This window comes from Pseudomonas sp. Marseille-QA0892 (assembly GCF_054950135.1).
In genome coordinates this window covers 3,706,756-3,732,159 of sequence record NZ_CM143104.1, presented here as the reverse complement: position 1 = coordinate 3,732,159, position 25,404 = coordinate 3,706,756, and the positions used below count along the sequence as shown (strand labels likewise).

Sequence of the window (25,404 nt, the reverse complement as noted above, 5' to 3'; positions counted from 1 at the left end):
GTCAGCCAGGCACGCATGCTCAGTGTTGGAACCGTGTGGTGCACTCACGCGAAATCGCAGGCATAAAAAAACCGGCCGAAGCCGGTTTTTATATTGCGTGACGGCGGATCAGGCCGGTGCGCTGGTGCGGATCAGGTGGTCGAACGCGGCCAGCGAGGTCTTGGCGCCTTCGCCCATGGCGATGACGATCTGCTTGTACGGCGCGGTCGTTACGTCACCTGCGGCAAAGATGCCCGGCAGCGAGGTCTGGCCCTTGGCGTCGACGACGATTTCGCCGCGCGGAGTCAGTTCCACGGTGCCCTTCAGCCATTCGCTATTAGGCAGCAAGCCGATCTGAACGAAGATGCCTTCCAGTTCGACCGAGTGGAACTCGTCCGAGTTACGGTCCTTGTAAGTCAGGCCAGTGACTTTCTTGCCGTCGCCTTTCACTTCGCTGGTCAGCGCACTGGTGATGACATTCACGTTCGGCAGGCTGTGCAGCTTGCGCTGCAGTACGGCATCGGCACGCAGCTGGCTGTCGTATTCGATCAGCGTAACGTGTGCCACGATACCGGCCAGGTCGATGGCCGCTTCGACGCCGGAGTTACCGCCGCCGATGACCGCTACGCGCTTGCCCTTGAACAGCGGGCCATCGCAGTGCGGGCAGTACGCCACGCCCTTGTTGCGGTATTCCGCTTCGCCCGGCACGTTCATTTCGCGCCAGCGAGCGCCGGTGGCCAGAATAACGGTCTTGGCCTTGAGCGTCGCACCACTGGCGAATTCGACCTGGTGCAGGTTGCCCACTTCGGTCGCCGGGATCAGCTTGGCGGCGCGCTGCAGGTTCATGATGTCGACGTCGTATTCGCGGGTGTGCTCTTCGAGCGCACGGGCCAGCTTCGGGCCTTCGGTTTCCTTCACGGAAATGAAGTTCTCGATCGCCATGGTGTCGAGCACCTGGCCCCCGAAACGCTCGGCTGCGACGCCAGTACGGATGCCTTTACGTGCGGCATAGATCGCCGCAGCAGCGCCAGCTGGGCCGCCACCGACGACAAGCACGTCGAACGCTTCCTTGGCATTGAGCTTCTCGGCGTCGCGAGCGCTGGAGTTGGTGTCGAGCTTGGCGAGGATCTGCTCGACGTCCATGCGGCCCTGCCCGAAGACTTCACCGTTGAGGTAGAGGCTCGGTACAGCCATGACCTGCCGCTCTTCGACCTCGGCCTGGAACAACGCACCGTCGATGGCGACGTGACGAATGTTCGGGTTCAGGACCGCCATCAGGTTCAGCGCCTGAACGACGTCAGGGCAGTTCTGGCAGGACAGTGAGAAGTAGGTCTCGAAGTTGTACTCGCCTTCGATGGACTTGATCTGCTCGATCTTGTCGGCTTCCAGCTTGGACGGGTGGCCGCCAACCTGGAGCAGAGCCAGCACCAGCGAGGTGAATTCGTGGCCCATCGGGATGCCGGCGAAGCGCAGGCTGATGTTCTCGCCCGGACGGTTCAGGGCGAAGGAAGGACGACGGCTGTCTTCGCCATCGGTCTTCAGGGTGATCTTGTCAGTCAGGCTGACGATGTCCTGGAGCAGGCCCAGGAGCTCTTTGGATTTGTCGCCGTCATCGAGGGACGCGACGATCTCGAACGGCTGGGTGACCTTCTCGAGGTAGGCCTGCAACTGGGTTTTAAGATTGGCGTCCAACATGAGACGAGTTCCTCTCAAACGTGAAATTCAGAAACGAAAACGCCCGGGCGGATCGCGCCCGGGCGCTCCGGCATCATTGGTAAGACAGTGATGCGTCGGCGGATGGTCAGGCGCCGCTTACTGCTGCGGCGCCGGAACGATCCTTAGATCTTGCCGACGAGGTCCAGCGACGGCGACAGGGTCGCTTCGCCTTCTTTCCACTTGGCAGGGCAAACTTCGCCTGGGTGAGCAGCGACGTACTGAGCAGCCTTGACCTTGTTCAGCAGGTTCGAAGCGTCACGGCCGATGCCTTCTGCGGTGATTTCGACAGCCTGGATGATGCCATCCGGGTCGACGATGAAAGTGCCACGGTCAGCCAGGCCCTGGGACTCGCGCAGGACTTCGAAGTTACGGCTGATGGTCAGCGTTGGGTCACCGATCATGGTGTACTGGATCTTGCCGATGGTCTCGGAGCTGTCGTGCCAGGCTTTGTGGGTGAAGTGAGTGTCAGTCGAAACGGAGTAGATCTCGACGCCCAGCTTCTGGAACTCAGCATAGTTATCAGCAACGTCGCCCAGTTCGGTCGGGCAGACGAAGGTGAAGTCGGCTGGGTAGAAGAAGAAAACGGACCACTTGCCTTTCAGGTCGGTATCGCTGACTTCGATGAACTTGCCGTTCTTGTACGCTTGAGCGGTGAAAGGCTTGATCGGGGTATTGACCAGAGACATAAGCACTCCTTGGTATCGGTTTGAAAGTTGGAGAGAAGGTTACCGGCGGCTAGCCAGTTTCCAAAATTGATTGAGGCCATTAGATCAATTGCCTCACTCAATAGGCCATTGTCGGCTCAAAACATGTCGTCGCAAAGTCAGGCATACCGCTCGCCCACTATTGCTTTCGAACGTTTGTTTTAATTTGCCGGCACTGGCATACACTGCATGTCGATGCAGCGGATCCGCACGGGCGACACCTAAGCAGCATGCACCGAGCGCCGAGACATCCTTACGGTAGCTGGGTGCAAACAGCCTGCTTTTCAAGCTCGATGTGCGACATGCCGCGTGCGTCAGCATAGCCCGTCCTCATGTTGACCGGGTGCGGGTCAGGAATTCCGTCCGATGCGACCAATGTATCGAGAATCCAGCAAAGAGAGACAAGAAGATGGCTGACTACAAGGCGCCCCTGCGCGACATGCGTTTCGTTCTGGAAGATGTACTGGACGTGGGCAGCGAATGGCAGCGCTGGCCTGCGCTGGCTGGCCATGTGGACACCGAGACCGCCTGGGCCGTACTTGAAGAGGCGGGGCGCCTCACAGCGGGCACCATCGCCCCGCTCAACCGGACCGGCGACGAGGAAGGTTGTCTTTGGCATGACACCCAGGTCACCACGCCCGCAGGCTTCAAAGACGCGTACCGGCTTTATGCGGAAGGCGGCTGGGTAGGCGTTGGCGGCGACCTTGATTTCGGCGGCATGGGCATGCCAAAGGTGATTGGCGCGCAGGTGGAGGAAATGGTCAACTCGGCCAGCCTCGCCTTCGGCCTTTACCCCATGCTGACTGCGGGTGCCTGCCTCGCGCTCAACGCCCACGCCAGCGAAGAACTGAAGTCCACTTACCTGCCGCGCCTGTACTCTGGCGAATGGAGCGGTTCCATGTGCCTGACCGAGGCCCACGCGGGTACGGACCTGGGCATGATCCGCACACGTGCCGAGCCCCAGGCCGACGGCAGCTATAGCGTAAGCGGGAGCAAGATCTTCATCACCGGGGGCGAGCACGACCTCAGTGACAACATCATCCACCTGGTACTGGCAAAGCTTCCGGATGCGCCGCCCGGGCCCAAGGGTATTTCGCTGTTCCTGGTGCCCAAGTTTCTGGTGAAGGCCGATGGCACACTGGGCGAGCGTAATGGCGTCAGCTGCGGTTCGATCGAGCACAAGATGGGTATTCACGGTTCGCCCACGTGCGTCATGAACTTCGACGGCGCGCAGGGCTGGCTGGTCGGGGAGCCCAATCGCGGGCTGACCGCCATGTTCACCATGATGAACTACGAGCGCCTGGGCGTTGGCATTCAGGGGCTGGCAGCGGCCGAGCGTTCCTGGCAGAGCGCGCGTGAATACGCCCAGGAGCGGCTCCAGAGCCGTTCGCCGAAGGGCGCTATGGCACCCGGCAAGCCAGCGGATCCGATAGTGGTCCACCCGGATGTGCGTCGCATGCTGCTGACCATGAAGGCTTTGAACGAAGGCGGTCGCGCCTTTTCGTCCTACGTGGCGCTTCAGCTGGACCGCGCCAAGTACAGCCCGGATGCAGAGGAGCGTGAGCGCGCCGACGGCATGGTTGCGCTGCTGACGCCTGTGGCCAAGGCGTTCCTCACGGACGTCGGGCTCGAATGCACGATTCATGGCCAGCAGGTATTTGGCGGCCACGGCTACGTACGCGAGTGGGGCCAGGAACAGCTCGTGCGCGACACCCGCATTACCCAGATCTACGAAGGCACCAATGGCATTCAGGCGCTGGACCTGATGGGCCGCAAAATCGTCGCCAACGGCGGCGCGTTCTTCCGCCCATTCGTGGAGGAAATGCGTGCGTTCGTGGCATCGGCGCCAAGCGGTCAGGAACGCTTCACTGCGCCGCTCGCCAAAGCGATAGACAACCTGGAGTCGTTGACCGACTGGGTAATGAACGCAGCACAGGCGGATGCGCGGGAGATCGGCGCTGCTTCCGTGGAGTACCTGCACGTCTTCGGTTACACCGCCTATGCGTTCATGTGGGCGCGGATGGCAGCGGTCGCGGACGGCAAGGATGACGACTTCCATAAGGGCAAGATCGCTACGGCGCGGTTCTATTTCGACCGCCTGCTGCCGCGCATCGAATCCCTCAGTGCCTCGGTGAGGGCAGGCAGCAAGTCGCTGTACCTGCTTGCGGACGATGCCATCTGACAGTCTGTAAGCAATCACTTACAGATCGTGCCGGTAATGGCTTCTGTTCAGGTCGCGAAGGGGTACGTAGTCTTGCTTCCAAGGACGTAGCGCAGGAAGCGCCAAAGACCACAGGGATACGCTGGATAGTCGTCAGGAAGACGACGGATCACGGATGTCAGGATTACAGTCTGCAAAGCCCCGCACCTCGTGCGGGGTTTTCTTTTTTGGGCTCAGGAACCTTGCGGCGTGTCCAGCACCGACTTCAGGATTTCCAGCAGCGTTCGCTGACGCTGTGCATCACGGTAGACAAGGCCAACCCGCAACGGGATGCGCGGTTCGCTGATGGGCTTCCAGAGCAGCGCACCTTCCTGCTCCATCTTCCTTGCACGGCTGGGCAGTACCGTCGCCAGCGTGCTTTGCCGCAGGCTGTCCAGGATTGTACTCATATGGTTGAGCTCGGCCTCTACACGCGGGCGGCGGCCAATGTTTGCCAGTTGCTCCTGCCAGATCTGGCGAACCCGGTATTCCTCTCCCAGAAGCACCATTGGCAGTTCGGCCGCCTGGGCCAACGACACCTTGCGAAATTCACGCAGCGGGTGCTGCTCACCGATCACAAGCTGGAGTTCGTCCTCGTACAGGTCGAGCGTCTGCAGTCCCGCCTGGCGGGGCGGCAGAAAGCCAATGCCTACGTCCAGGCTTCCAGCCAGTAGCCGTCGCTCGATATCGAGGCCTGACAGCTCGTAGATCTGCACCACCATCTGTGGCTGGGCCTGACGAAGGCGCTCCAGTAACAACGGCACGAGGCTCGCGTTAACGGTCTGCAAGACGCCGATGGCCAGTGTGCGTGGCGCCTGGCCGCGAAAGGTGCGCATTGCATCGCGCGCCCGCTCCATACCTTCCAGCAGCGGGACAGCATGGCTGTACAGGGTCTGCGCGGCAAGCGTGGCCGCGAGGCGACGACCACTGCGTTGGAAGAGCACTACATCGAGCGTCTGTTCGAGCAAGCGTATCTGTTGCGAGAGGGCCGGCTGGGAAATGCTCAGGCGCTCAGCGGCGCGCCCCATGTGGCCTTCTTCATAAAGCGCTACGAAGTAGCGAAGCTGACGGAAATCCATAAGTAACGCTTATTGAAGAAGCAAGGAAAACGAAATAGATGGGGATGTCTGTGCGCCTCTAGTCTAGCGTTGTCGGCGCCCTTATGGCGCGTGGAGAACAAGCGTGAGCGCGGTTGAGGTTAGAGGCGTATTCATAGGCAAAGCCGAACGTATCAGCGCTGGGTTGAGCGACGCAACGGGTAAGCTACCCGTAGCCCATCGCGTGTGGCTGTGGTCGCAAGGGCTAGGGGGAGACGAGCAGGGGGACCTGCGCTTCCATGGCGGGGCCGACGGCGCCCTTCATCATTACCCCGCGGAGCACTATGAGGACTGGCAGCGCGATTATCCGCATGTGGCCTGGGCTGCCCCGGCCTTTGGCGAGAACCTCTCCGCTTATGGCCTGACTGAAAGGGATGTCTGCATCGGTGATCGCTTTCGCTGGGGTGATGCTGTTCTGGAGGTTAGTCAGCCACGGTCACCCTGCTATCGCCTGGGCTATCGCTGGGGCGACATGCATTTGGCTCAGCATGCGCAGGATTCGGGGCGGTGCGGTTGGTATTACCGCGTGATCACGCCCGGTTTCGTTGGCCTGGATAGCTCCTTCGAGCGGCTATCCCGCGATCCGGCAAGGCTGAGTGTCGCTCGCGTCATCCACAATTTCTTCCACTGCCCCCTGGACCGTGCCGGGCTCCATCAGCTTGTCGTCTGTGACCGGTTGAGTACGCCATGGCGCGAGCAGGCAGCCCGGCGGCTGGCCACTGGTGCGCTGGAAAGCTGGGCGCCGCGCTTGTTGGGCCTTGCCCCGGAGGGGCTGCGGGCATGAGCGACTACCTGATCGAACTGCGTATTGACGGCGCTACGCTCGCAGAATTTCGGGTCAGCGCCACGACCTATCCACAGGTGTTTCAGCTGCTGCGTGACGGTTGTCCACCGGAGGACGGCTACGTCCTTCATGTGCGCCGTCCGGAGGCACCTCGGCGGTGCGGGCTGACATCACTCGGACGGAAGATTCTTCATTTGTCCCATAGGGGTGCTGGGCAACATGCATGAGCGAGGTGAGATGAGGTAATGCGCGTAGCGATTCTGCAGATGGCCCCGGAAGTCGGGCCGGGTCAGGTTCTGGACTGGTTGGATTGGCGCGGCTTGCATTGGCGGCTGTATCACCTGGATGAGGCGCCGGACATCCCGATGCTCGACACCTTCGATCTGCTCATCGTGCTGGATGGCCCCCTGGCGTCCGGGAATACCGACGCTGCTCGGCGTGCGGCGGCGCTTATCGAACCGGCGTTGGCGGCGGGCAAGCGGATTCTCGGTATCGGGCTTGGTGGGCACCTGATCGCGTGTGCGCTGGGCGCGGAACCGGATGGCCCTGCCACGCCCGATATCGGTTGGAAGCCCGTCGAGCTCCACCGCTCGGCGCGACAATCGCCGTTGGGCAGCATGTTGCCTCATCGCCTGGTTGCGCTGCATTGGACGCCCTGGCGATTTTCGCTGCCGCGCGGCGCGGTTCCACTCTACGGGTCATCGGGCGCTGGATATCAGGGTTTCGTCTGGCAAGAGCGCGTTGTTGCGCTGCCCTGTCACCTCCAGACCAAGCCGGCGGATATCGAGCGGCTGCTGCGTATCTGGCCAGACGCGTTTTCATCACGCGTTACCGCGCTCCGTCAAAGTCAGGGCCTGTGCGCCGCATTGCGCACCAGTTGTTATCGGATCCTCGACTACCTGTCTGGCCCCCATGCGGACCTGACCTGATCCGCCGTTCTTCGTGACGCGTCTACCGTCACTCCCTTGCCCCACATCATCGCGATGCGGGGCCTTTTTACATGCGCAGGATCAAGCATGCGGAGCGCGGGCTGGGTAGACTTGTCCGTCCCGCAAAAGGAGTGCCCATGAAAACCTTGCCCGCCCTGTTGCTGATGCTCGTCGCTTTTGCCGCTCACGCGATCGAACCCGGCGACACGCTGGAAACCTGGACCCTCAAGGACCAGTTCGACCAGCCCTACACCCTGAGTGCAGACACCCGCATCATTCTCGTCGCCCGCAGCATGACGGGGTCCGGACTGCTGGACGACGCGCTCGCAAACAAGCCGAAGGAGTACCTGCCCCAGCGTCGCGCGGTGTTCATCGGCGATATCCATCGCATGCCCTCGGCCATCACGAAGATGTTTGCGATCCCGGCAATGAAGGACTACACCTACCGCGTACTGCTGGACCGCGACGGCGCCATCGCCGCCCGCTATCCGGCAGATAACGACTCGGTTCTGTGGCTACAGCTCGAGGATGGCAAGCTCGTTTCCCAGCAGGCGTTCGCCGACGCAGACGCCTTGTACGATGCGCTGGAAGCCGCGCCGGTCGAGCCATAGCACGGGCTGCGGCGTGCGCAGCCTACTGTCCCTTGTCGCCTGATAGCTCCATGATCATCGCCGCGGTCAGGTACAGGCGCGGTGCGATGCTCGACAGCTCCATGTACTCGTCATCACCGTGCAGACCGGCGCCGATGATGCTCATCGTCTCCAGTACGGCCGGTTTATCCTTGCCTGGCACGAAGGCGTAGCCGGCATCGGTGCCGAAGCGCATGGCAACCGGTTTCAAATCACGGCCTGTCTTGCTGTAAATCGCCTGCGCCGTCTTCGCCAACGTGTCGGACTGCGGGTTGGGCGCCAGCGGCGGGCGGCCCTTCTCCAGGCGGAAGGTGACCTCGGTCCCGTCGATGGTTTTCTTCTCGACGATGCGTTTGCCGTCCTCGAGCACGCGGTCGGTTTCGCTCAGGTCGGAATAGCGCATGTCGCCTTCAGCCATTGCGCTCGACGGGATGATGTTGCGCTTGTCACCCGCCTTGGCGAGCGTCCAGTTGACGGTGGTCCCCTTGTCCTTGTCGCCAAGGTCACCCAGCTTGATGAGCTGGTTGGCAAGCTCCATGAGCGCGTTGCGGCCTTCCTCGGGGGCGGAGCCGGCGTGTGAGGACTTGCCCTTCACCTCGACGAAGACACCATTGATGCCGTTGGTGGCGACGGTCACGGCATCGCTGTCTGGCGGCTCGTACGAGAACACGTAGTCATGCTTGGCGGCCAGCTCCCCGATCACCTCTTTGGAGCCTGCCGAGCCCATCTCTTCGTCTGGATTGAAAAGCACGGTGATCGTGCCGAAGTCCTTGAATCCCTCATCCTGCAACAGCTTGAGCGCGTGCAGGATGAGCGCGATACCGCCCTTGGCATCAGCGACGCCCGGCCCGTAGGCACGCGTTTCGTCCGTCTTGAAGGGACGCTTCTCGGCTGTGCCGGGTCCGAAGACCGTGTCGTAATGGATCATCAGCAGGAATGAGGCCTGCCCATCGCCATTGATCGTTCCGACAATATTGTCGCCTTCCGACGGTTTCGCAGGGCTGCGCTCCACCTTCGCACCCAGCGCCTCCAGACGTTTCACCAACATGTCTCCGACCGTCTTGAGTCCGGGCGCCTGGCCTGTTCCGGTGTCGACGTTGACAAGTTGCTCGACCGTCGCGAGGTAGGCTTTTTGTTCGGATTCTGCCTTCTTCAATAGATCGTCAGGGGCGGCGGCGAAGGCGGTGGCGGAGAAGGCAAGCGCCGCCGATGAGGCGGCCAGGGCGATACGTCGAGCGAACATGGGATGTCCTTTGCAGAAGGGAAGGCTTCGACGGCGAACTGCACATAGCGCCTCGATTGAGCATAGCAGGGCTTGCTGTTTCGGCTGGACGCGCTGTGGGGGCCAGGGCGGGCCTTCCACCCAGGCTGTTGTAGCCAAGGCCGTAGGGCGGGTGAAACCCGCGGGTGTATTGCTCTAGGGCCGGCCATGCGTGGAAGCCCGAGGCTTCCACCTTTACGTGGCGTCATATGGATTCTGGTACTGCTGCGTGAAGGCACGTGGCTTTAGTCATCGCTGGTGTGAGCACCAGATCGAAGCCTATTCATTACTGCGTTGCTTGGCTGTTTGGGTTTCGGCCCTTACGGCCGAGTTACCTTTTCTTGACCGGCCAAGAAAAGGTAACCCAAAAGAAGGCCGCCCCAACATACGGCCCTGCACTGCGCGTTGCTTCGTTACGGGTTCCCTCGCTCCACCGTCGCTCCGAGGGCCCTCGCCGACGGGCCTTCCCTGGCCCAGCGTCGCTCTCGCGGCATCCATGCCGCTCAACCCTCTACGCAACGGTTCCGCTCAGCCTTCTGACGGGGCCCGTTACGTGGCGTCTGCACTAATGCGGTGTTTTCGTAGGGCTGTAGGGCGGGTGGAACCCGCCGATGTGCTGTTGAGGTTTTTGGGACTGCGTAGGGCGGAAGCCGGATTTGCTACGGGTGAGGTGAAGCGTTTCGCGCCCTCTGCCGGTAAGCCGCAATTACCCAGACGACGCATGGGCGCTTACAGGAGGTTAAGTGGATCCCTGCCGCTCGGGCTCTTGCCTGCATAGGGCAGGCCCGTCCAGCGGGGGTATCACTCGTCGCTGTCGTCCTCGTCCCCACTGTCGATCTTCATGCCGAGCTCCTTGATCTTGCGAGTCAGCGTGTTGCGGCCCCAGCCCAGTAGTAATGCGGCATCGCGGCGGCGGCCAGCGGTGTGCTTGAGGGCGGTCTCGATCATGATGCGCTCGAAGGCCGGTACCGCGCTGTCCAGCAGGCTGGACTGGCCACGGCTGAGGGCCTGGTCAGCCCACTGGCGGAGAGCTTGCTCCCAGTTGGCGGCGGGCATCGCCTCCTGCGGCTGGCTGAGCAGTTCGGGCGGCAGGTCATCCACATGCACTTCGCGGCCAGACGCCATGACCGTGATCCACCGGCAGGTGTTCTCCAGTTGACGCACGTTACCCGGCCAGCCCAGGTGCTTGAGGTATTCCTCGGTCTCGGGCTTGAGCAGCTTGGGCTCGACAGCCAGTTCCTGCGCTGCGCGGCCGAGGAAGTGCCGAGCCAGTGCGGGGATGTCTTCACGGCGATCCGAGAGCCTTGGAATATGGATGCGGATGACGTTGAGGCGGTGGAAGAGGTCTTCCCGGAACTTGCCGGCCTGCACGAGGCTTTCCAGATTCTGGTGGGTGGCCGCGATGATGCGGACATCCACCTTCACCGGCGTATGGCCACCAACACGGTAGAACTCGCCGTCGGCCAGCACGCGCAGCAGACGTGTCTGGGTATCGGCGGGCATGTCGCCGATCTCGTCGAGGAACAGCGTGCCGCCGTCGGCCTGTTCGAAGCGGCCGCGGCGTTGTGCGGCCGCGCCGGTGAACGCACCCTTCTCATGCCCGAACAGCTCGGACTCCATCAAATCCTTCGGGATCGCAGCCATGTTCAGCGCGATGAATGGCTCCGAAGCGCGAGGGCTGTGGCGGTGCAGGGCGTGGGCGACCAGCTCCTTGCCGGTGCCGGATTCACCATTGATGAGGACCGTGATGTTGGAATGCGACAGTCGCCCAATCGCGCGAAACACTTCCTGCATCGCTGGCGCTTCGCCGATGATCTCGGGCGTGGGTTCGGGTTTTGCGGGCTCGCTCAGGCTCTGTTGCTCGCGGGCATGCTGGTAGGCACGTTTGACCAGTGACACCGCTTCGTCCACATCGAACGGCTTGGGCAGGTATTCGAAGGCGCCACCTTGGTAGGACGCAACGGCGCTCTCCAGGTCGGAGTGCGCGGTCATGATAATGACCGGAAGGCGAGGCAGAATCTCGCGGATTTGCGCCAGCAGGTCCAGGCCGCTGGAGCCAGGCATGCGAATGTCGGAGATGATTACGTCCGGCTGCTGACGGGTCAGGCGGTGCAGCACGCTGTCGGCGTTATCGAAACTTTGCGTGGTCACGCCTTCCTGCTGCAGGGCCTTTTCCAGCACCCAGCGGATCGAGCGGTCGTCGTCGACGATCCAGACGGTTTCACTTTGACTCATGCGAAGTCGCTCCTTGTTCCAGCGGCAGGTAGATCGTGAACACGGTCTGGCCGGGTTGGCTCTCGCATTCGATCAAGCCCTGGTGCTGGGTGATGATGTTCTGGGCAATGGACAGTCCCAGACCGGTACCGTCCGGGCGTCCACTGACCATGGGGTAGAAGAGGGTGTCCTGCAGCTCCGGTGGGATGCCCGGGCCGTTGTCGATGATGTCGAGCTTGGCAACCAGCCGATGGCGTACGTAGCCGATCGTGAACTGGCGCAGCGTGCGTGACCGCAGCGTGATGCGGCCCATGCGGTGCTCGGCGGTCGTGGTCATTGCCTGCATCGCGTTGCGGACGATATTCAGCGCCGCCTGGATCATCTGTTCGCGGTCGATCAGGACATCCGGGATGCTGGGATCGTAATCCCGTACCAATGTAATGCTGCCCTGGCTCTCCGCTTCGGCAAGGCTGCACACGCGCTCGAGCACTTCGTGCACGTTGGTCATCGACAGGGATGGCAGCTTATTCGAGCCCAGCATCCTATCGACAAGGTTCCTCAGCCGGTCGGCCTCCTCGATGATGACGTTGGTGTAGTCCTTGAGGCTCTCATCCGGAAGTTCGCGTTCGAGCAGCTGCGCCGCGCCGCGCAGCCCGCCCAATGGGTTCTTGATCTCGTGGGCCAAGCCGCGCACCAGCAGGCGCGTGGTTTCCTGCTTGGACAGTTGGGCCTCTTCCTTGGTGATCCGCAGCAGGCGATCGCGAGGCAGCACCTCAAGCAGGAGCAACGTGGCGCCCTTGTTGATGATCGGCGTGACGGCGTAATCGACCGTCATGCTCTGGCCCGCCAGTGACGTAAGTTGGGCTTCACGCTTGGTGAACGGGTGGGCCTGCTCGACGGCCTGCTTGAGCGCGTTCAGCGCCTCGGGTGACTCCGTGAACAACTCACTGATGAATTGGCCATGGCTGCGTTGGCCACTGACGGCGAGCAACATCTCGGCGGCCGGGTTCATGTACTGCAGGCGCAACTCGGCGTTGAGCAGAATGGTAGCGGTGGTCAGGTTGTCGAGTAGCAGTCTGTGCAGTGCGTCCTGGAGGATCATGGCGATAGATCGGAACCTGTGTCGATGCGGTGCGTACTGCCGTTGACGATCCGCCTGGCATGAGCCACCGGGTGTCACACCGGTGAGCCGTGATTGGGCATGAAAATGCAAAAAGCAAACCAAGCCCGGCGACGGGTTCATTCACGTGATTGGCGGTGTGCAGGTAGGCAAGGAAGGTTCGGGAACTGTGGCGTGACCTGTTTTGGTGAGGCTAGCGCGAATAGTGCACCTTTGTGCACTGTTTTCGTGCATCGACTGCACCGCTGTGGATCAACGGCACGGCTCAGAACAAGCCAAGGAAGCGCTTGCGGGGCTCCGGGGGTTTGTCGCTCATGGGGCACTCAGGCCGAACCCCGTAATCACCCTTCTGACAAGGCTGAACCATGCGCTTTTGACTGAGCGACATCCGGTGCACGTACAACGGTTGCCGCTCGCTCTGGATAATCGAGTTGCCATCTGCATCGATGATCTCGGCAGATAGCTGGTGCTCGCCTCGATCGAGGTTGCTGAGCTCAACGCTTGTCGCCCCGCTCGGCGCAGAAACGGGCGCACCGTCGATCAACAGCCGATACGCGTGCCCTAGCGCGAGCTCCGGTACGCTCGAGAGTGTGACCGTCACGTCGCCCGCGCCGCGGACCGTGGTTTGCGGCGCCGGGCTATCGATATGCAGCGCGGTGTATATGACATGCTTGAGCCTGACGGTGTGTGTGGGCGGCGCATGCACCACCGGCACCGTCAGCGGCATGACGTTGGACGGTTTCACCGGGACCGCTCGTGCGCTGCCCGCACTTGGGCGGTCAGTGAAGACGCGGTTACCGCTCGCGTCGACCTCGCTATAGATCTCTGCGCTGGCCTGACTGGCAAGAAGTGCCAGCAAAAGGCCCAGAGCGCGATGCGTCATGGTGCAGCCCTGGCGGGGCTGTTCACGCTGACGCGCTGTACGGTAAAGACCGCGTCTTCACTCCGCTGGATAGGCTTGCCATCCATCAGTACCTCAAGGGCGAGGCGATGCTCGCCCCGGTCGATCTCGTTCAACCTGAAACCGGTGGCCGTATCGACTTCCGCGTAGGGCTTGTCATCCAGCAGGAGACGCAACGTGTGATCCGGCGAGAGCGGCGGCTGCATGATCACGCCGACCGAAAACCCTCCGTCGTTCGCCCGCAACGCGCCGCCTTCCTGAGGCAGACCTGTCAGTTCAAGGCGGCTGTAGGGCAGTTGCGGCGCACCCGTTTCGGGCTGCATGGATGGCTGCGAAGCTGAAGCCGGCGGTGCGGTCTGTACGGTGTTCGGTGGCGGTAGCTTTACCTGTTCGGCGGGCTGGCCGTCGGGTGGCTGGTCTCCAAAAACGATATTGCCGGCCGCGTCCTTGTATTTGTAGATCTGAGCGTGGGCGGGTAGCGCCATTGAAACGGCCAGACAGAGCAGCAGGTAGCGCACAGGATGTCTCCAGGCGAAGGGAAGGCATGGCACCAGCTTACTGCACGCGCGGCCGGTATGCGTAAGCCTGACGGTAGACGGTGCTGCCGACCCGACGGACGCCTTCAGCGTCAGTCCTCCTGGCCACGGTTCAAGGGTGGCTGTCCTGCGGCAGGCGACCCTGCGGCAGGCGATCCTGCGGCAGGCGATCCATTGACGGCGCCCGGTCATCCACATCCGGACGCCGATACGGTTCAGGTGAACGCGGACGTTCGTGCGTGGGCGGTGGCCGCACCATCCCGGGCGGCAGGCCATTCTGCCCTGGCGGCGGTTGCGTGCCATGGGGCACACCAATCGGACGCGACTCCATTGGTGCTCGGCTTCCTGCAACTGCGCACAGAGGCAACACGATCAAAAGCGTCAACACGGCACGGATCATAGGTTGCCCTCGGCGAGGTATATACCGAATACGACCCTCAACCGCTCGGACCGATCACTGCGTTTGCGGGCTTGTCCCCATATCGCGTGGGCGATGCTGTGGACAAACTGTCCGTATAAGGCTGCAAGCCAGAGTAGACGGGGTTTCCAGGTCGGTGATTGTTTATTGATCAATGCGCCGCGCCTCGATTCAGGTTACACACATTCGCTGTGCGCCCCGCTGTGCATAACCTGTGCGAGCAGAGCTCCAGCCCGGTAAGCACGGGTGTTTGACAAGATTGATCAAATCACGAACAGCGATCGGCTAGCGTCCGTCTTGCCAACGCACGGATGCAGACGCAGGGTAGCTGATGCCCTTACGCCTAAATGCTGGTTGTTTGCGTGTGGATAACAAGCGCAGCAGCGGCGACACATTTGTCGCGATGCGAGTGATGGAGTGAGAACAAAAAGATCTGAATAATGCGGGCTGATGTAGGGATACGTAGCGAAATAGGTTCGAATTCAGAGGGGCATTCCGATGGCCGACCACCTCGGTAAACACTGTGCCCTATCTGGGGATAAGCTGTGAGCCAATCTCTTTCATGTTTGCTGGAATTGAAACGCCCGCGCTCATCCAGTGCTCACACCCATCATTGGCGCTGATCGGCAAATCAGTTTTATTAAGCGAAGATTTGGTGCCGCTAAACTTATCCACATTCCGCTGCGTCTCCTTGCGGAGCCAGCAATACGAATCTATGCGGTCTTACCCACAATCGCTGTGTGCCCAGTTGTGGATAATATGTGCGGACTCGGTTTGAAAGCCCAGCTGGCGCGACTTTCAGAGCATTGATCGAATTTTGATCAAAGCCCATCATCGTCTGGCAATCCTGCGGTGCTGTCGCATCCAAGTACCCCCAGTTACTGTGCGTTACGGGCGGGGAAAGGTGTGGACACCTTTCCGCAAGCCGCGCCGAGCCGAGCGTTCAGTGCGTTGATCAATATTTGACCAGCATTGACTGGCCACTTTTCCACAGAGGAGCGGAAGCTGACGATCGGGTTTATCCACACCCATTGTGTGCCCGTCTGTGGGAAACGTGTGTGAGATTGTCGCGAAGCCAGAAGCGGCGGGGCCTGCGGCCGGCTGATCAAAATATGGGCAGGCTACTGGCGCCGTGTGATGCCGGAGCAATCTCAGGTTACACACATTAGCTGTGTCAGGATCTGTGGATAAGGTGTTGGGGGCTGCGCCTACCCCGCGCTGTGCGGGGTTTAGCGGTTGCTGCTTGTTTTTTGACCTCTTCAAGGGAACCACGTATCCAGCACAACCATGAATCGGACTAGCGCTTACCCACATCCGCTGTGTGCCTGGCTGTTGATAAGGTGTGCGGATATACCCGTGGCCCAGACGGACCGGGGGTTAGCGGGACGTGATCGAAAAATATCCATCCTCCGAATGAAGTGAGTCACTCCGAGCGGTCATTGCTGGGGCTTTGATCGAATCGGGCTCGATAGCAACGCGAGAAATAGGAGGCGGATTCGAAGCCACACGCCAGGCTCACCTCAAGCACACTCAAATCCGTCTGGCGCAGCAGCTGGCGAGCCTTGTCTAGACGCAGCGCCAGATAGAAGGAGGAAGGCGTCTCGTCGAGATGCATCTTGAACAGGCGTTCCAGCTGGCGCGACGTTATCCCCAGGTCGCCCGCAAGCGCAGGTGTTCCAAGTGGTGATTCGGTGTGGCGCTCCATGGTCTCGATGGCCTGAATCAGTTTTTTGTTCGTAACGCTGTAGCGCCGCCCGATGCGCATGCGCTGGTGATCCTGGTGTGAGCGAATGCGCCCGTAGACGAACTGCTCGGAGATCTGCAGTGCCAACTCGCTGCCGTGGACATGGCCGATAAGATCGAGCATCAGGTCCAGCGATGCCGTGCCGCCCGCGCAGGTGATACGTCGGCCATCAATCTCGAACAACTCCTGCGTAACGGCTATCGCCGGGTATCGTTCCTGAAAGGAAGGAATTGCCTCCCAGTGCAGCGTCACTCGGTGCCTATCGAGCAGGCCCGCTTCGGCCAGTAGGAACGCGCCCGTGTCGATGGCCCCTATCACCGCGTTGGACGCGACGCGTCTGAGCCAGCCCGCCAGGGCTGCATCGTAGTGCGCCATGGGCTCGAAACCGGCCACAACGAAAATCAGTTCTTCATCGCCAGGCTGGTCCAGTGCACCGTCCACGTTGAGCGACATACCGTTGCTCGCCGTGACAGCGCCGCCGTCCAGGCTGAGCAGGCGCCAACGGTAGCTGTCCGGCTTGAAGCGGTTGGCCACCCGCAGCGGCTCCACCGCGGACAAAAAGCCCATCATGGGGAAGCGTGGGAGGAGCAGAAATCCGATTTCGCGCGGCATTCGAATCGTCACGGTGCGTCCTTTGCTACGAAAGAGGGCCCAGCCTGAGCCAGAGGTCGTTTGAGTTCAACTCATCGTCGGCTCAGTGCGAACGGTGCAGCGGCCGGGCGCGTAGCCTTGCCCTACCGAAAGCGGATTGCCCTACGGCAATTCAAGAACAGAAGAAACCGCCTTAGGAAGGAGCCGATATGAACAAGTGGATCCCGTGTTGCGCCCTGACCCTGTTTGCGACCGCTGCAAGCACCGCCATGGCTACCGAGCCCGCCGCCTGCCAGAAACCAAGAATCGGTGTGGTGGGCTGGACGGATGTCGTCGCCACCACCGGCATCGCTCAAGTCCTGCTCGAAGGGCTCGGATACGCCCCCACCGATACGGTCGCCTCCCAGCAGATCGTATTCGCCGGTATGCAGAAGAAACAGCTGGATTTCTTTCTCGGGTACTGGAACCCGATCATGACCGAGACTATTACGCCGTTCCTGAAATCGGGTGATCTCGAAATCCTCAAGGTCAATCTCGAAGGCGCTCAGGCGACGCTCGCCGTCCCTCGTGCCGCACATGAAGCGGGGCTACGTACGTTTGCCGACATCGCCACGTTCAAGGACCAGCTCGACGGCAAGATCTACGGCATCGAGCCCGGGACCGGCGCGAACACCGGTATCCAGAAGATGATCGACGAAAACCAGTTCGGCCTGGGTGATTTCAAGCTCGTGGAGTCAAGCGAAGCCGGGATGCTCGCGGCGGTCAATCGCGCGACGCGACGGGATGAGTGGATTGTCTTCTTCGGCTGGGCGCCGCACCCGATGAATGTCCAGTTGGAAATGGACTACCTGACAGGCAGCGACGATGCGCTGGGCGAGAACGATGGCGCAGCCACCGTCGAGACGGTCGTGGCGAAGGGCTACATGCAGCAGTGTCCGAACGTTGGCCGGCTGCTAAGCAACCTTACCTTCACGGTGGAGCAGGAAAGCCGGCTGATGGCGCCCATCATGGACCGGCAGAACCCGAAGGCGGTCGCACGGGACTGGCTGAAAAATCATCCTCAGGACCTGCAGACCTGGCTTTCGGGTGTAACCACCTTTGAAGGCAAGGATGGCTTGGCTGCGCTCAAGGCCCACCTCGCCAAGTGATCGAACCGCTTCAACGCACCCAACAGGAAGACTTCCGTGAACTACGACGTCATCGTGACCTGCGCCGTGACGGGCGCAGGCGATACCGTGGGCCGCAATCCCCACGTCCCAGTCACACCGCAGCAGATCGCCGATGCCGCCATTGAAGCCGCCCGTGCCGGCGCCACCGTTGCGCACTGCCACGTGCGCGATCCCGAGACCGGAAAGCCGAGCCGAGAGGTGGCGCTTTACCGGGAAGTGGTCGAGCGCATTCGGGACAGCGGTACTGACGTCATCATCAATCTTACGGCGGGCATGGGCGGCGATCTGGAGATCGGCCCGGGCGAATCGCCCACGCAGTTCGGCGCGGGTAGTGATCTGGTTGGGCCAATGGAGCGGCTCAAGCACATCGAGGCGTTGCGCCCAGAGATCTGTACGCTCGACTGCGGCACGCTCAACTTCGGTGATGGCGACTACATCTACGTCTCGACGCCGGCTCAGCTGCGCGCGGGCGCACGGCGCATCACCGAATTGGGCGTGAAGGCTGAGCTGGAGATCTTCGACACGGGGCACCTGTGGTTCGCCAAGCAGATGCTCAAGGAGGGGCTGCTCAAGGACCCTCTGTTCCAGCTCTGCCTCGGTATCCCGTGGGGAGCGCCTGCCGACACGGCTACGATGAAGGCAATGGCCGACAACCTGCCGCCAGGTGCAACCTGGGCCGGCTTCGGCATCGGTCGCATGCAGATGCCGATGCTCGCGCAAGCGGTATTGCTGGGCGGCCATGTACGGGTAGGGCTCGAAGACAATCTCTGGCTCGACAAGGGTGTGCCGGCCACCAACGGCAGCCTTGTGGAACGCGCAGGCGAGATCATCGCCCGGCTTGGCGGGCGCGTGCTAACGCCCGCCGAGGGCAGGGAAAAGATGGGCCTCGCCCCCCGCACCTGACACCCAACCCATTTATTGACGGTCGCCGCCCGGCAACGGCGGCTGCTTCTTCACGTCTCCAGGATGCTCGACATGGCTTTCATCACCGATATCAAGACATTCGCGGCGCTCGGCACGGGCGTGATCGGCGCGGGCTGGATCGCCCGGGCACTGGCGCATGGCCTGGACGTCAACGCCTGGGACCCTGCGCCCGGCGCTGAGTCCGCGCTGCGCCAGCGTCTGGCCAATGCCTGGCCCGCGCTGGAAAAACAGGGCCTGGCCCCCGGCGCGTCGATCGACCGGCTGCACTTCGCGCCTACCGTCGAGGCCTGCGTGGCCGATGCGGACTTCATCCAGGAGAGCGCCCCGGAGCGGCTTGAACTCAAGCGCGTGCTGCACACCGCCATCAGCGGCGCCGCTCGGCCAGAAGTGCTCATCGCGTCCAGCACGTCGGGCCTTCTACCAAGCGACTTCTATGATGCCGCCATCCACCCCGAGCGCTGCGTGGTGGGCCATCCCTTCAACCCGGTCTACCTGCTGCCCCTGGTGGAAGTCGTGGGTGGCCAGCGAACCTCAGGCGACGCGATAGAAGCCGCATCGCAGGTTTATACGCGTCTCGACATGCGGCCCCTTCATGTACGCAAGGAAGTCCCTGGCTTCATTGCCGATCGCCTACTCGAGGCGCTTTGGCGCGAGGCGCTGCATCTGGTGAACGATGGCGTCGCCACGACCGGTGAAATCGACGATGCGATTCGATTCGGCGCTGGCATGCGCTGGTCGTTCATGGGTACCTTCATGACCTACACCCTGGCCGGAGGCGAGGCGGGCATGCGACATTTCATGGAGCAGTTCGGCCCGGCCCTGAAGCTGCCCTGGACGTATCTGGAAGCCCCAGAGCTTACCGACACCCTGGTTGATGCGGTGGTCGAGGGCACGTCTGCCCAGCAAGGGCAACGCAGCCTGGCGGAACTGGAGCGCTACCGCGACGATTGCCTGCTCGCGGTCACCGCGGCCATTCGCGAGACGAAGGCGCGCCACGGGTTCACGTTCGAGGAATAGCACCATGGACACGCTGAGCACTCGGGTTCGGAAGGAATGGACCGACTATAACGGGCATCTGCGCGACGCCAATTTCCTGCTGCTGTTCAGCCTGGCTACGGATGCACTGATGGACCGTCTTGGTCTCGATGAGGCGGGCAGGGCGCAGACAGGGCACACGCTGTTCACGCTCGAGGTGCACCTCAACTATCTGGCTGAAGTGAAGGCAGGCGAACAGGTCGCGGTGCATACGTTGCTGCTGGCCCACGACCATAAGCGGCTGCACATCTATCACACGCTTCGGCGTGGAGATGTGGATGTCGCGGTCAGTGAACAGATGCTGATGAACGTGTCGACCGAAGCAGGGCGCTCGACAAATTTTGATGCGGGTGTGTTGCGCGAAATCGAAGGGTGGAAAGTGCGGCAGGGGACTGTGGATAAGCCGGCCTATACCGGACGTGTAATTGGGTTACCGCGTTGAGCCAGTCTGGCTGAGCAGGCCCGGCCCTGAGGGGCCGGGCGCTTACCAGCATTAACGCTTGGTATCGGTCTTGGCGCCGCCGTGCTCGGTGCCTTCGTTCGAACGATCATCGTCCGGCATGCCGGTAGCGGCTGGGCCAGTGTTGACGCCAGCGCCTTGGCCGCCGGCCTTGCCATCATCGGTGCCCATTGAAGGCGAGGCGGAAGTGGCCGAGCCACTGTTGGTATTGGTGCCATGGGTATCGGTTGCTGCATAGGCGGTGCCGAACACAGCCATCAGGGAAGTCAGCAGTACTGCAGAAGTCGTCTTGCTTTTCATAGTCATCTCCGATGTTGATGTGGGCGTTACATTGGTTTTGGCTCCAGCACCTTGGTGATCGTTCAATTCCGTTTCGCTTCAGTAGTCACCTTTGTGTCCTGCGGCAGGGTTATCCCGTATTACGGGGGGCGATGATGTGGATAACCTGTCAGCGAATGGCTGCAGGCCAAGCGCCACGCCTGTGCCAGGGCTATGATCAAAAAAAGAGCGATATCAATGAGTTATAGGTGCAGTTGCGCACACTATCTGTGCAGCGGCCTGTTGATAACATGTGCGGTCATTGCTGCAATGCCTGGAAACACTGGCATCCAACGATGCTGTTCACATATTGATCAGGTGTTTCATGAGATGAGAGGGGCGAAACTAGGTGCAGACGCTTCAAATGGCGTCTGCACCCTGAGGCAGGTTCAGAAGTCGATGACCACATCGCCCTTCGGCACGCTGCAGCACGACAGGATGTACCCTTCGGCTTCGTCTTCTTCGGTGATGCCTCCATTGTGATCCATCTCGACCACGCCTGAGCGTTTCATCACCTTGCACGTACCGCAGATACCCATCCCGCACGCCTTCGGGATGTGAAGCCCCAATTGCGCCGCAGCAGAGTGGACAGTCTCGCCTGGCGCCACGCGGATGCTTTTGCCTGCGCCGAGGAACTCGACCTGATGCAAATCGGCCACCGGAATCTCAGGCGCGTCTGCCGCCTGCTCGGCCAGCTCCTTGACATCTTCGCGCACGTCCGCCGGCACAGGGCCGAAGGCTTCCTCGTGGTAGCGGCGCATGTCGAAGCCGTTGGCCTCGAGCATCTTCTTCACGGCGGTCATGTAGGGCGTCGGCCCACAGCAGAACACCTCACGCTCCATGTAATCCGGCGCCATGAGTTCCATCATCCGCGGATTCAGGTACCCGCGATAACCCGACCAGCTCCAGCCCAGATCCACGCGCTCACAGATCAGGTGCAGGCTGAAGTTGTTGATGCGCGAGGCCATGTGTTCGAGCTCGCGGTGATAGATGACGTCTCGTGGCGTCCGTGCGCTGTGCACAAACACCATATCCACGTTCGCGTTGGTATCGAACAGCCAGCGGGCCATGGACATCACCGGCGTGATGCCGACACCCCCCGACAGGAAAAGGACCTTATCGGAGGGGTTGTCGATGATGTTGAACAGGCCGACCGGCCCGTGGACGGGGATCTGATCGCCTTCGGACAGGTTGTCGTGCAGCCAATTGGAAACCTTGCCGCCAGGAATCCGCTTGATGGTGATCGAGAAGCTGTACGGCACCGAGGGCGAGCTCGAGATGGTGTAGGAGCGCATCACTGGCTGGCCGTCGATCTCCAACTCCAGCGTGACGAACTGGCCGGGCTTGAAGAAGAAGAGCACCGGCTGGTCCGCCATGAAACAAAAGGTGCGCACATCCCAGGTCTCCTGGATGACCTTGACACAGCGGACCACGTGACGGCCGTTGGTCCAGGTCTGTGTCGTCACGGGGTTGAGGAAGTTATTCATGCTGACCTCATGTGCGCGCGAGATTTATCGGCGCCATACCAGTGCGCCTTCGTTGTTGCGCCGGATTGTGAAACAGGCTGATGCGACGTCATTTACCTGTTTGCGACATCGGCATGTCCGTGCTGACCGGTGAGTCATCTGCGGCGAGCGAAACGTGGCGAGGCCGCCTAGCGACGGGCTATCACGCGATCGATGCTTAAGGGAGAGGTACGTCGGAAACGGATTCGGGCGTGTCGTCCATGGATAAGGTTCCGCCTATGGCCGGGCACACACTGGCGCCAGCCGAACCCGAGTCACCCCAAGGGCTGCACCTGTCGTACGCGCCCTGGAGCATCCGGTCACCTCGACGTCGCGTATCGGCACGCGGCGAGGTTGTCCCCAGCCACACGAGGGCCCGCTCGCGTCTTGCGCCTCAACTGAATAACCACCTGATTGCGCCGGCCGTGTCGTGCCCGGCATGAGGAGTTACCGATGGATGTCACTGCACTGAGCCTGGGCGATCCGCTGGAGCCCGCACGCAAGGCCACCGCCGACATGCTGCAAAGCCGCGAGCGAACCTTCTCGCTGCCGCAGCCGTTCTACAACGATGAGCGGTTGTTTCAGATCGACATGCAGGAGATCTTTAACAAGGAGTGGCTGATCGCAGGGATGACCTGCGAGATCCCAGCCAAGGGTAACTACCTCACGCTGCAGATCGGCGACAACCCGATCATGGTCGTCCGCGGCGCCGAAGGCAAGGTGCACGCATTCCACAACGTATGCCGCCATCGTGGGTCACGCCTTTGTGTGAGCGAGAAGGGCAAGGTGGCGAAACTGGTCTGTCCTTACCACCAGTGGACCTACGAGTTGGATGGCCGCCTGCTGTTCGCCGGCACCGAGATGGGCACCGACTTCAATCTCGCCGACTACAACCTCAAGCCAATCCACGTGAAGACGGCGGGTGGCTATATCTTCATATCGATGGCTGAGAATCCGCCGGCCATCGATGACTTCCTGCGTACGCTCGAGCACTACATGGAGCCGTACGACATGGAGAACGCCAAGGTCGCCGTCCAGACGGACATTCTGGAAAAGGCAAACTGGAAGCTCGTCCTGGAAAACAACCGCGAGTGCTACCACTGCAATGGCTCGCACCCGGAGCTTCTGAACACCCTGCTCGAATGGGATGACGTAACCGATCCTCGCGCCACGCAGTCGTTCAAGGATCACGTTGCCGACTCCGCAGCCAAGTGGGAAGCCGAGAAGATTCCGTTCGCGCATGCCAGCTTCGGGCTGCGTAACCGTATCGTGCGTATGCCACTGCTCAAGGGCACCGTGTCCATGACCATGGACGGCAAACCCGGCTGCAAGAAGCTCATGGGTCGTATCCAGAACCCGGACCTGGGCTCGATGCGCATCCTGCACCTGCCGCATTCGTGGAACCACTGCATGGGCGATCACATGATCGTCTTCACCGTCTGGCCGATCAGCGCGCAGGAAACCCGCGTGACGACCAAGTGGCTGGTGCGCAAGGATGCCGTGGAAGGCGAGGATTACGACGTCGAGAACCTGCGCAAGGTGTGGGATGCCACCAACGACCAGGATCGCCGTCTGGCCGAGGAAAACCAGCGGGGGATCAACTCCACCGCTTACCAGCCGGGGCCGTATTCGAAGACGTACGAGTTCGGCGTGGTGAATTTCATTGATTGGTATAGCGAGCGGATGCTGGCGAACCTGGGGGCGGAGCAGGCGCCTTATCTGCGGCAGGTGAATGAGTGACACCCTGGCGCGGCCGCCTACCTCGACAGCACGTCCTGTAGGGCGGATTAGTCGAAGGCGTAATCCGCCTTTCACCACGCCCTGATGCGTACGGTGGATGGCCGAAGCCATCCACCGTTGCACGCGGATACGCACAGGGCCTGTGCTATCCCGAAACGCACAAGTGGGAAAGGCTTCGCCATTTCCCCCCCTACCGTCCAACGACGTTTCCCAGCCCGTAGGGCGGATTAGCCGAAGGCGTAATCCGCCGTTCACCGCGGCGTTATCAACGGTGCCGGGATTGTTGCCATGGACATTGATGAAACGTTCGCTTTTTCAATGCTATCTCGTCAGTGGGCCTGCTTATACGCCAGTGAATAGGCGACCTTGCCATTCAACGTCTTTTCCATTGCCTTGCGGTTGATCTCCTCAAACCGGCCCAACGCCTGCGCCGTAAATCCCGAGTCGCCGACGGGGGCGTCTTCGTCCAACCCGACCATCAGCTGGCTTGCGGCCTCCACGGCCTGGCCGTAGCCCGCTTGACTGTTCAGGTCGTAATCGCCAAGCGAGATTTGCGGCCGCAGCCAGTCCGCCCAGTAGAACTCCAGAAACTCCGGCACGACGTCTTCCGTGCGTGGTTTCGCATAGGCAGCGCCGCGGGTGAAGTAGACGAGCGAGCGAAACGGGTCGTCCTGCAGGTTGGCGAACCCGAGTTGAGCCGGCAGGTCGGCCGCCTGGATCGGCTTGCCCTGACCATCCTTCAGGCGGACCTTCTTCTCCCGCTCCATGCGCTGCCAGAACCCGGCCATGTCGGGCATATCGCTGTAGTCTGCCGTCACTCGTAACCACATACTGAAGTCGGGCCCAGCCGAAGGCGTTTCCCAAAGGCTCGTGAACGTGTGGTGGCCATCGGTGAGGTACCACTCGCCATTGGGCGCCTTGACGACCGTCTTCATGTCGCGCCTGTGCGTACCGATCCCATCCCGGCAGGTGAAACTGGACGAGTCCTTGAGCGTGGCGCCAGCAGGCGTCTCGACGACTTCTCCCTGACCATTCGCCTCGCAGTACTCATCGAATACCTTGCGCGGTTCCTGGGCGTAGCGGCCGAGCTTGTAGCGAACCTGGTCGTAGCCGATCGCCGGTTGGGTAGGGTGCAACTGGTCGAGGCGGACCTGTATCAGACCGTCGGGGGCCTCGGCGGCATGGGCCTGGAACGTGGCTGCAATGAGCCAGGCAGCGACGCCGATGGAATAGCGCATGGTCACTCCAAAAAAGATCCCGCGCGCCGACGCCGATGGGGCGAACGCCGGCACGCAGGAAAACCGGTTAGCAGTCGTAAGGCATGTGCAGCAAGACACCGCACACCGGCCCTAATGAGCGAAGCCGTTCGTATGGCGGCCAGGCAATAGCCAACCCGCTCATGACGCTGGCTATCGCCAGAAAAGGGCATG

Annotated in this window: 22 protein-coding genes; 10 read left to right on the top strand and 12 right to left on the bottom strand. The window is 61.4% G+C overall.

The genetic code is table 11. From position 1 onward, the window contains the following. Window positions 1-108 precede the first annotated feature (108 nt). Entirely contained in the window at window positions 109-1,674 is a 1,566-nt protein-coding gene (gene ahpF, locus ACY8D3_RS17400; protein WP_462380066.1) for an alkyl hydroperoxide reductase subunit F, read from the bottom strand. A gap of 143 nt (window positions 1,675-1,817) precedes the next feature. Continuing rightward, window positions 1,818-2,381 (bottom strand): alkyl hydroperoxide reductase subunit C, encoded by a 564-nt coding sequence (gene ahpC / locus ACY8D3_RS17395; protein ID WP_462380065.1) that lies wholly within the window; start codon window positions 2,379-2,381, stop codon window positions 1,818-1,820. Between the two features lie 427 nt (window positions 2,382-2,808). On the opposite strand from ahpC, the gene ACY8D3_RS17390 reads away from it, so the two are divergent. Next, complete coding sequence (locus ACY8D3_RS17390) at window positions 2,809-4,581, top strand: acyl-CoA dehydrogenase C-terminal domain-containing protein (protein WP_462380064.1); 1,773 nt, start codon at window positions 2,809-2,811, stop codon at window positions 4,579-4,581. A gap of 212 nt (window positions 4,582-4,793) precedes the next feature. On the opposite strand, the gene ACY8D3_RS17385 is transcribed toward ACY8D3_RS17390, so the two are convergent. Beyond that, complete coding sequence (locus ACY8D3_RS17385; RefSeq protein WP_462380063.1) at window positions 4,794-5,678, bottom strand: LysR family transcriptional regulator; 885 nt, start codon at window positions 5,676-5,678, stop codon at window positions 4,794-4,796. A 103-nt stretch (window positions 5,679-5,781) separates the two neighbouring features. Here ACY8D3_RS17385 and ACY8D3_RS17380 point away from each other — a divergent pair, with 103 nt between their 5' ends. The 4 genes from ACY8D3_RS17380 (at window position 5,782) to ACY8D3_RS17365 (ending at window position 8,020) form a co-directional block, all read left to right on the top strand. Continuing rightward, a complete protein-coding gene (locus ACY8D3_RS17380; protein ID WP_462380062.1) occupies window positions 5,782-6,480 on the top strand; it encodes an MOSC domain-containing protein in 699 nt (232 codons plus the stop codon). Beyond that, window positions 6,477-6,707, top strand: a complete 231-nt coding sequence (locus ACY8D3_RS17375; protein WP_462380061.1) for a hypothetical protein — start codon at window positions 6,477-6,479, stop codon at window positions 6,705-6,707. Before ACY8D3_RS17380 ends, ACY8D3_RS17375 begins: the two co-directional genes overlap by 4 nt. An 18-nt stretch (window positions 6,708-6,725) precedes the next feature. Beyond that, a complete protein-coding gene (locus tag ACY8D3_RS17370; protein ID WP_462380060.1) occupies window positions 6,726-7,409 on the top strand; it encodes a type 1 glutamine amidotransferase in 684 nt (227 codons plus the stop codon). 137 nt (window positions 7,410-7,546) lie between these two features. After that, entirely contained in the window at window positions 7,547-8,020 is a 474-nt protein-coding gene (locus ACY8D3_RS17365; protein WP_462380059.1) for an FAD/FMN-containing dehydrogenase, read from the top strand. 22 nt (window positions 8,021-8,042) lie between these two features. On the opposite strand, the gene ACY8D3_RS17360 is transcribed toward ACY8D3_RS17365, so the two are convergent. The 6 genes from ACY8D3_RS17360 to ACY8D3_RS17335 all read right to left on the bottom strand — a co-directional run bounded on the left by ACY8D3_RS17360 (window position 8,043) and on the right by ACY8D3_RS17335 (window position 16,844). Beyond that, window positions 8,043-9,281 (bottom strand): M20/M25/M40 family metallo-hydrolase, encoded by a 1,239-nt coding sequence (locus ACY8D3_RS17360; RefSeq protein WP_462380058.1) that lies wholly within the window; start codon window positions 9,279-9,281, stop codon window positions 8,043-8,045. An 819-nt stretch (window positions 9,282-10,100) separates the two neighbouring features. Then, window positions 10,101-11,534, bottom strand: coding sequence for a nitrogen regulation protein NR(I) (gene ntrC / locus ACY8D3_RS17355; RefSeq protein WP_462380057.1), 1,434 nt, complete (start codon window positions 11,532-11,534; stop codon window positions 10,101-10,103). Further along, window positions 11,521-12,615, bottom strand: a complete 1,095-nt coding sequence (gene glnL / locus ACY8D3_RS17350; protein ID WP_462380056.1) for a nitrogen regulation protein NR(II) — start codon at window positions 12,613-12,615, stop codon at window positions 11,521-11,523. Before glnL ends, ntrC begins: the two co-directional genes overlap by 14 nt. Window positions 12,616-12,898: 283 nt before the next feature. Continuing rightward, on the bottom strand, window positions 12,899-13,516 hold the full coding sequence (locus ACY8D3_RS17345) for a DUF4124 domain-containing protein (RefSeq protein ID WP_462380055.1): 618 nt from the start codon (window positions 13,514-13,516) through the stop codon (window positions 12,899-12,901). Next, complete coding sequence (locus ACY8D3_RS17340) at window positions 13,513-14,052, bottom strand: DUF4124 domain-containing protein (RefSeq protein ID WP_462380054.1); 540 nt, start codon at window positions 14,050-14,052, stop codon at window positions 13,513-13,515. Before ACY8D3_RS17340 ends, ACY8D3_RS17345 begins: the two co-directional genes overlap by 4 nt. 1,859 nt (window positions 14,053-15,911) lie before the next feature. Next, window positions 15,912-16,844, bottom strand: coding sequence for a GlxA family transcriptional regulator (locus tag ACY8D3_RS17335; protein WP_462384421.1), 933 nt, complete (start codon window positions 16,842-16,844; stop codon window positions 15,912-15,914). A gap of 188 nt (window positions 16,845-17,032) precedes the next feature. Here ACY8D3_RS17335 and choX point away from each other — a divergent pair, with 188 nt between their 5' ends. From choX to ACY8D3_RS17315, 4 genes are all read left to right on the top strand, one after another. Beyond that, the gene (choX, locus tag ACY8D3_RS17330) at window positions 17,033-17,971 is read left to right on the top strand and encodes a choline ABC transporter substrate-binding protein (RefSeq protein ID WP_462380053.1); all 939 of its coding nucleotides are present in this window, start codon (window positions 17,033-17,035) and stop codon (window positions 17,969-17,971) included. Between the two features lie 36 nt (window positions 17,972-18,007). Continuing rightward, window positions 18,008-18,895: a beta-keto acid cleavage family enzyme gene (locus ACY8D3_RS17325; protein ID WP_462380052.1), complete on the top strand. Its 888-nt coding sequence runs from the start codon at window positions 18,008-18,010 to the stop codon at window positions 18,893-18,895. 72 nt (window positions 18,896-18,967) lie between these two features. Continuing rightward, a complete protein-coding gene (locus tag ACY8D3_RS17320; RefSeq protein WP_462380051.1) occupies window positions 18,968-19,933 on the top strand; it encodes an L-carnitine dehydrogenase in 966 nt (321 codons plus the stop codon). A gap of 4 nt (window positions 19,934-19,937) precedes the next feature. Continuing rightward, the gene (locus tag ACY8D3_RS17315; protein ID WP_462380050.1) at window positions 19,938-20,393 is read left to right on the top strand and encodes a thioesterase family protein; all 456 of its coding nucleotides are present in this window, start codon (window positions 19,938-19,940) and stop codon (window positions 20,391-20,393) included. Window positions 20,394-20,444: 51 nt separating this feature from the next. Here ACY8D3_RS17315 and ACY8D3_RS17310 read toward each other — a convergent pair whose 3' ends face one another. Further along, complete coding sequence (locus ACY8D3_RS17310; RefSeq protein ID WP_462380049.1) at window positions 20,445-20,711, bottom strand: hypothetical protein; 267 nt, start codon at window positions 20,709-20,711, stop codon at window positions 20,445-20,447. A gap of 407 nt (window positions 20,712-21,118) precedes the next feature. Continuing rightward, window positions 21,119-22,216 (bottom strand): glycine-betaine demethylase subunit GbcB, encoded by a 1,098-nt coding sequence (gene gbcB, locus ACY8D3_RS17305; RefSeq protein WP_462380048.1) that lies wholly within the window; start codon window positions 22,214-22,216, stop codon window positions 21,119-21,121. A 471-nt stretch (window positions 22,217-22,687) separates the two neighbouring features. Between gbcB and gbcA the strand changes: the two genes are divergently transcribed. Continuing rightward, the gene (gene gbcA / locus ACY8D3_RS17300) at window positions 22,688-23,974 is read left to right on the top strand and encodes a glycine-betaine demethylase subunit GbcA (protein WP_462380047.1); all 1,287 of its coding nucleotides are present in this window, start codon (window positions 22,688-22,690) and stop codon (window positions 23,972-23,974) included. 329 nt (window positions 23,975-24,303) lie between these two features. Here gbcA and ACY8D3_RS17295 read toward each other — a convergent pair whose 3' ends face one another. Then, on the bottom strand, window positions 24,304-25,212 hold the full coding sequence (locus ACY8D3_RS17295; protein WP_462380046.1) for a ParB/Srx family N-terminal domain-containing protein: 909 nt from the start codon (window positions 25,210-25,212) through the stop codon (window positions 24,304-24,306). Window positions 25,213-25,404 lie beyond the last annotated feature (192 nt).

Coding starts and splice junctions, on each gene's coding strand:
- ahpF (WP_462380066.1), bottom strand. CDS start 1,674: ATGTTGGACGCCAATCTTAAAACCCAGTTGCAGGCCTACCTCGAGAAG.
- ahpC (WP_462380065.1), bottom strand. CDS start 2,381: ATGTCTCTGGTCAATACCCCGATCAAGCCTTTCACCGCTCAAGCGTAC.
- ACY8D3_RS17390 (WP_462380064.1), top strand. CDS start 2,809: ATGGCTGACTACAAGGCGCCCCTGCGCGACATGCGTTTCGTTCTGGAA.
- ACY8D3_RS17385 (WP_462380063.1), bottom strand. CDS start 5,678: ATGGATTTCCGTCAGCTTCGCTACTTCGTAGCGCTTTATGAAGAAGGC.
- ACY8D3_RS17375 (WP_462380061.1), top strand. CDS start 6,477: ATGAGCGACTACCTGATCGAACTGCGTATTGACGGCGCTACGCTCGCA.
- ACY8D3_RS17370 (WP_462380060.1), top strand. CDS start 6,726: ATGCGCGTAGCGATTCTGCAGATGGCCCCGGAAGTCGGGCCGGGTCAG.
- ACY8D3_RS17365 (WP_462380059.1), top strand. CDS start 7,547: ATGAAAACCTTGCCCGCCCTGTTGCTGATGCTCGTCGCTTTTGCCGCT.
- ACY8D3_RS17360 (WP_462380058.1), bottom strand. CDS start 9,281: ATGTTCGCTCGACGTATCGCCCTGGCCGCCTCATCGGCGGCGCTTGCC.
- ntrC (WP_462380057.1), bottom strand. CDS start 11,534: ATGAGTCAAAGTGAAACCGTCTGGATCGTCGACGACGACCGCTCGATC.
- glnL (WP_462380056.1), bottom strand. CDS start 12,615: ATGATCCTCCAGGACGCACTGCACAGACTGCTACTCGACAACCTGACC.
- ACY8D3_RS17345 (WP_462380055.1), bottom strand. CDS start 13,516: ATGACGCATCGCGCTCTGGGCCTTTTGCTGGCACTTCTTGCCAGTCAG.
- ACY8D3_RS17335 (WP_462384421.1), bottom strand. CDS start 16,844: ATGCCGCGCGAAATCGGATTTCTGCTCCTCCCACGCTTCCCCATGATG.
- choX (WP_462380053.1), top strand. CDS start 17,033: ATGAACAAGTGGATCCCGTGTTGCGCCCTGACCCTGTTTGCGACCGCT.
- ACY8D3_RS17320 (WP_462380051.1), top strand. CDS start 18,968: ATGGCTTTCATCACCGATATCAAGACATTCGCGGCGCTCGGCACGGGC.
- ACY8D3_RS17315 (WP_462380050.1), top strand. CDS start 19,938: ATGGACACGCTGAGCACTCGGGTTCGGAAGGAATGGACCGACTATAAC.
- ACY8D3_RS17310 (WP_462380049.1), bottom strand. CDS start 20,711: ATGAAAAGCAAGACGACTTCTGCAGTACTGCTGACTTCCCTGATGGCT.
- gbcB (WP_462380048.1), bottom strand. CDS start 22,216: ATGAATAACTTCCTCAACCCCGTGACGACACAGACCTGGACCAACGGC.
- gbcA (WP_462380047.1), top strand. CDS start 22,688: ATGGATGTCACTGCACTGAGCCTGGGCGATCCGCTGGAGCCCGCACGC.
- ACY8D3_RS17295 (WP_462380046.1), bottom strand. CDS start 25,212: ATGCGCTATTCCATCGGCGTCGCTGCCTGGCTCATTGCAGCCACGTTC.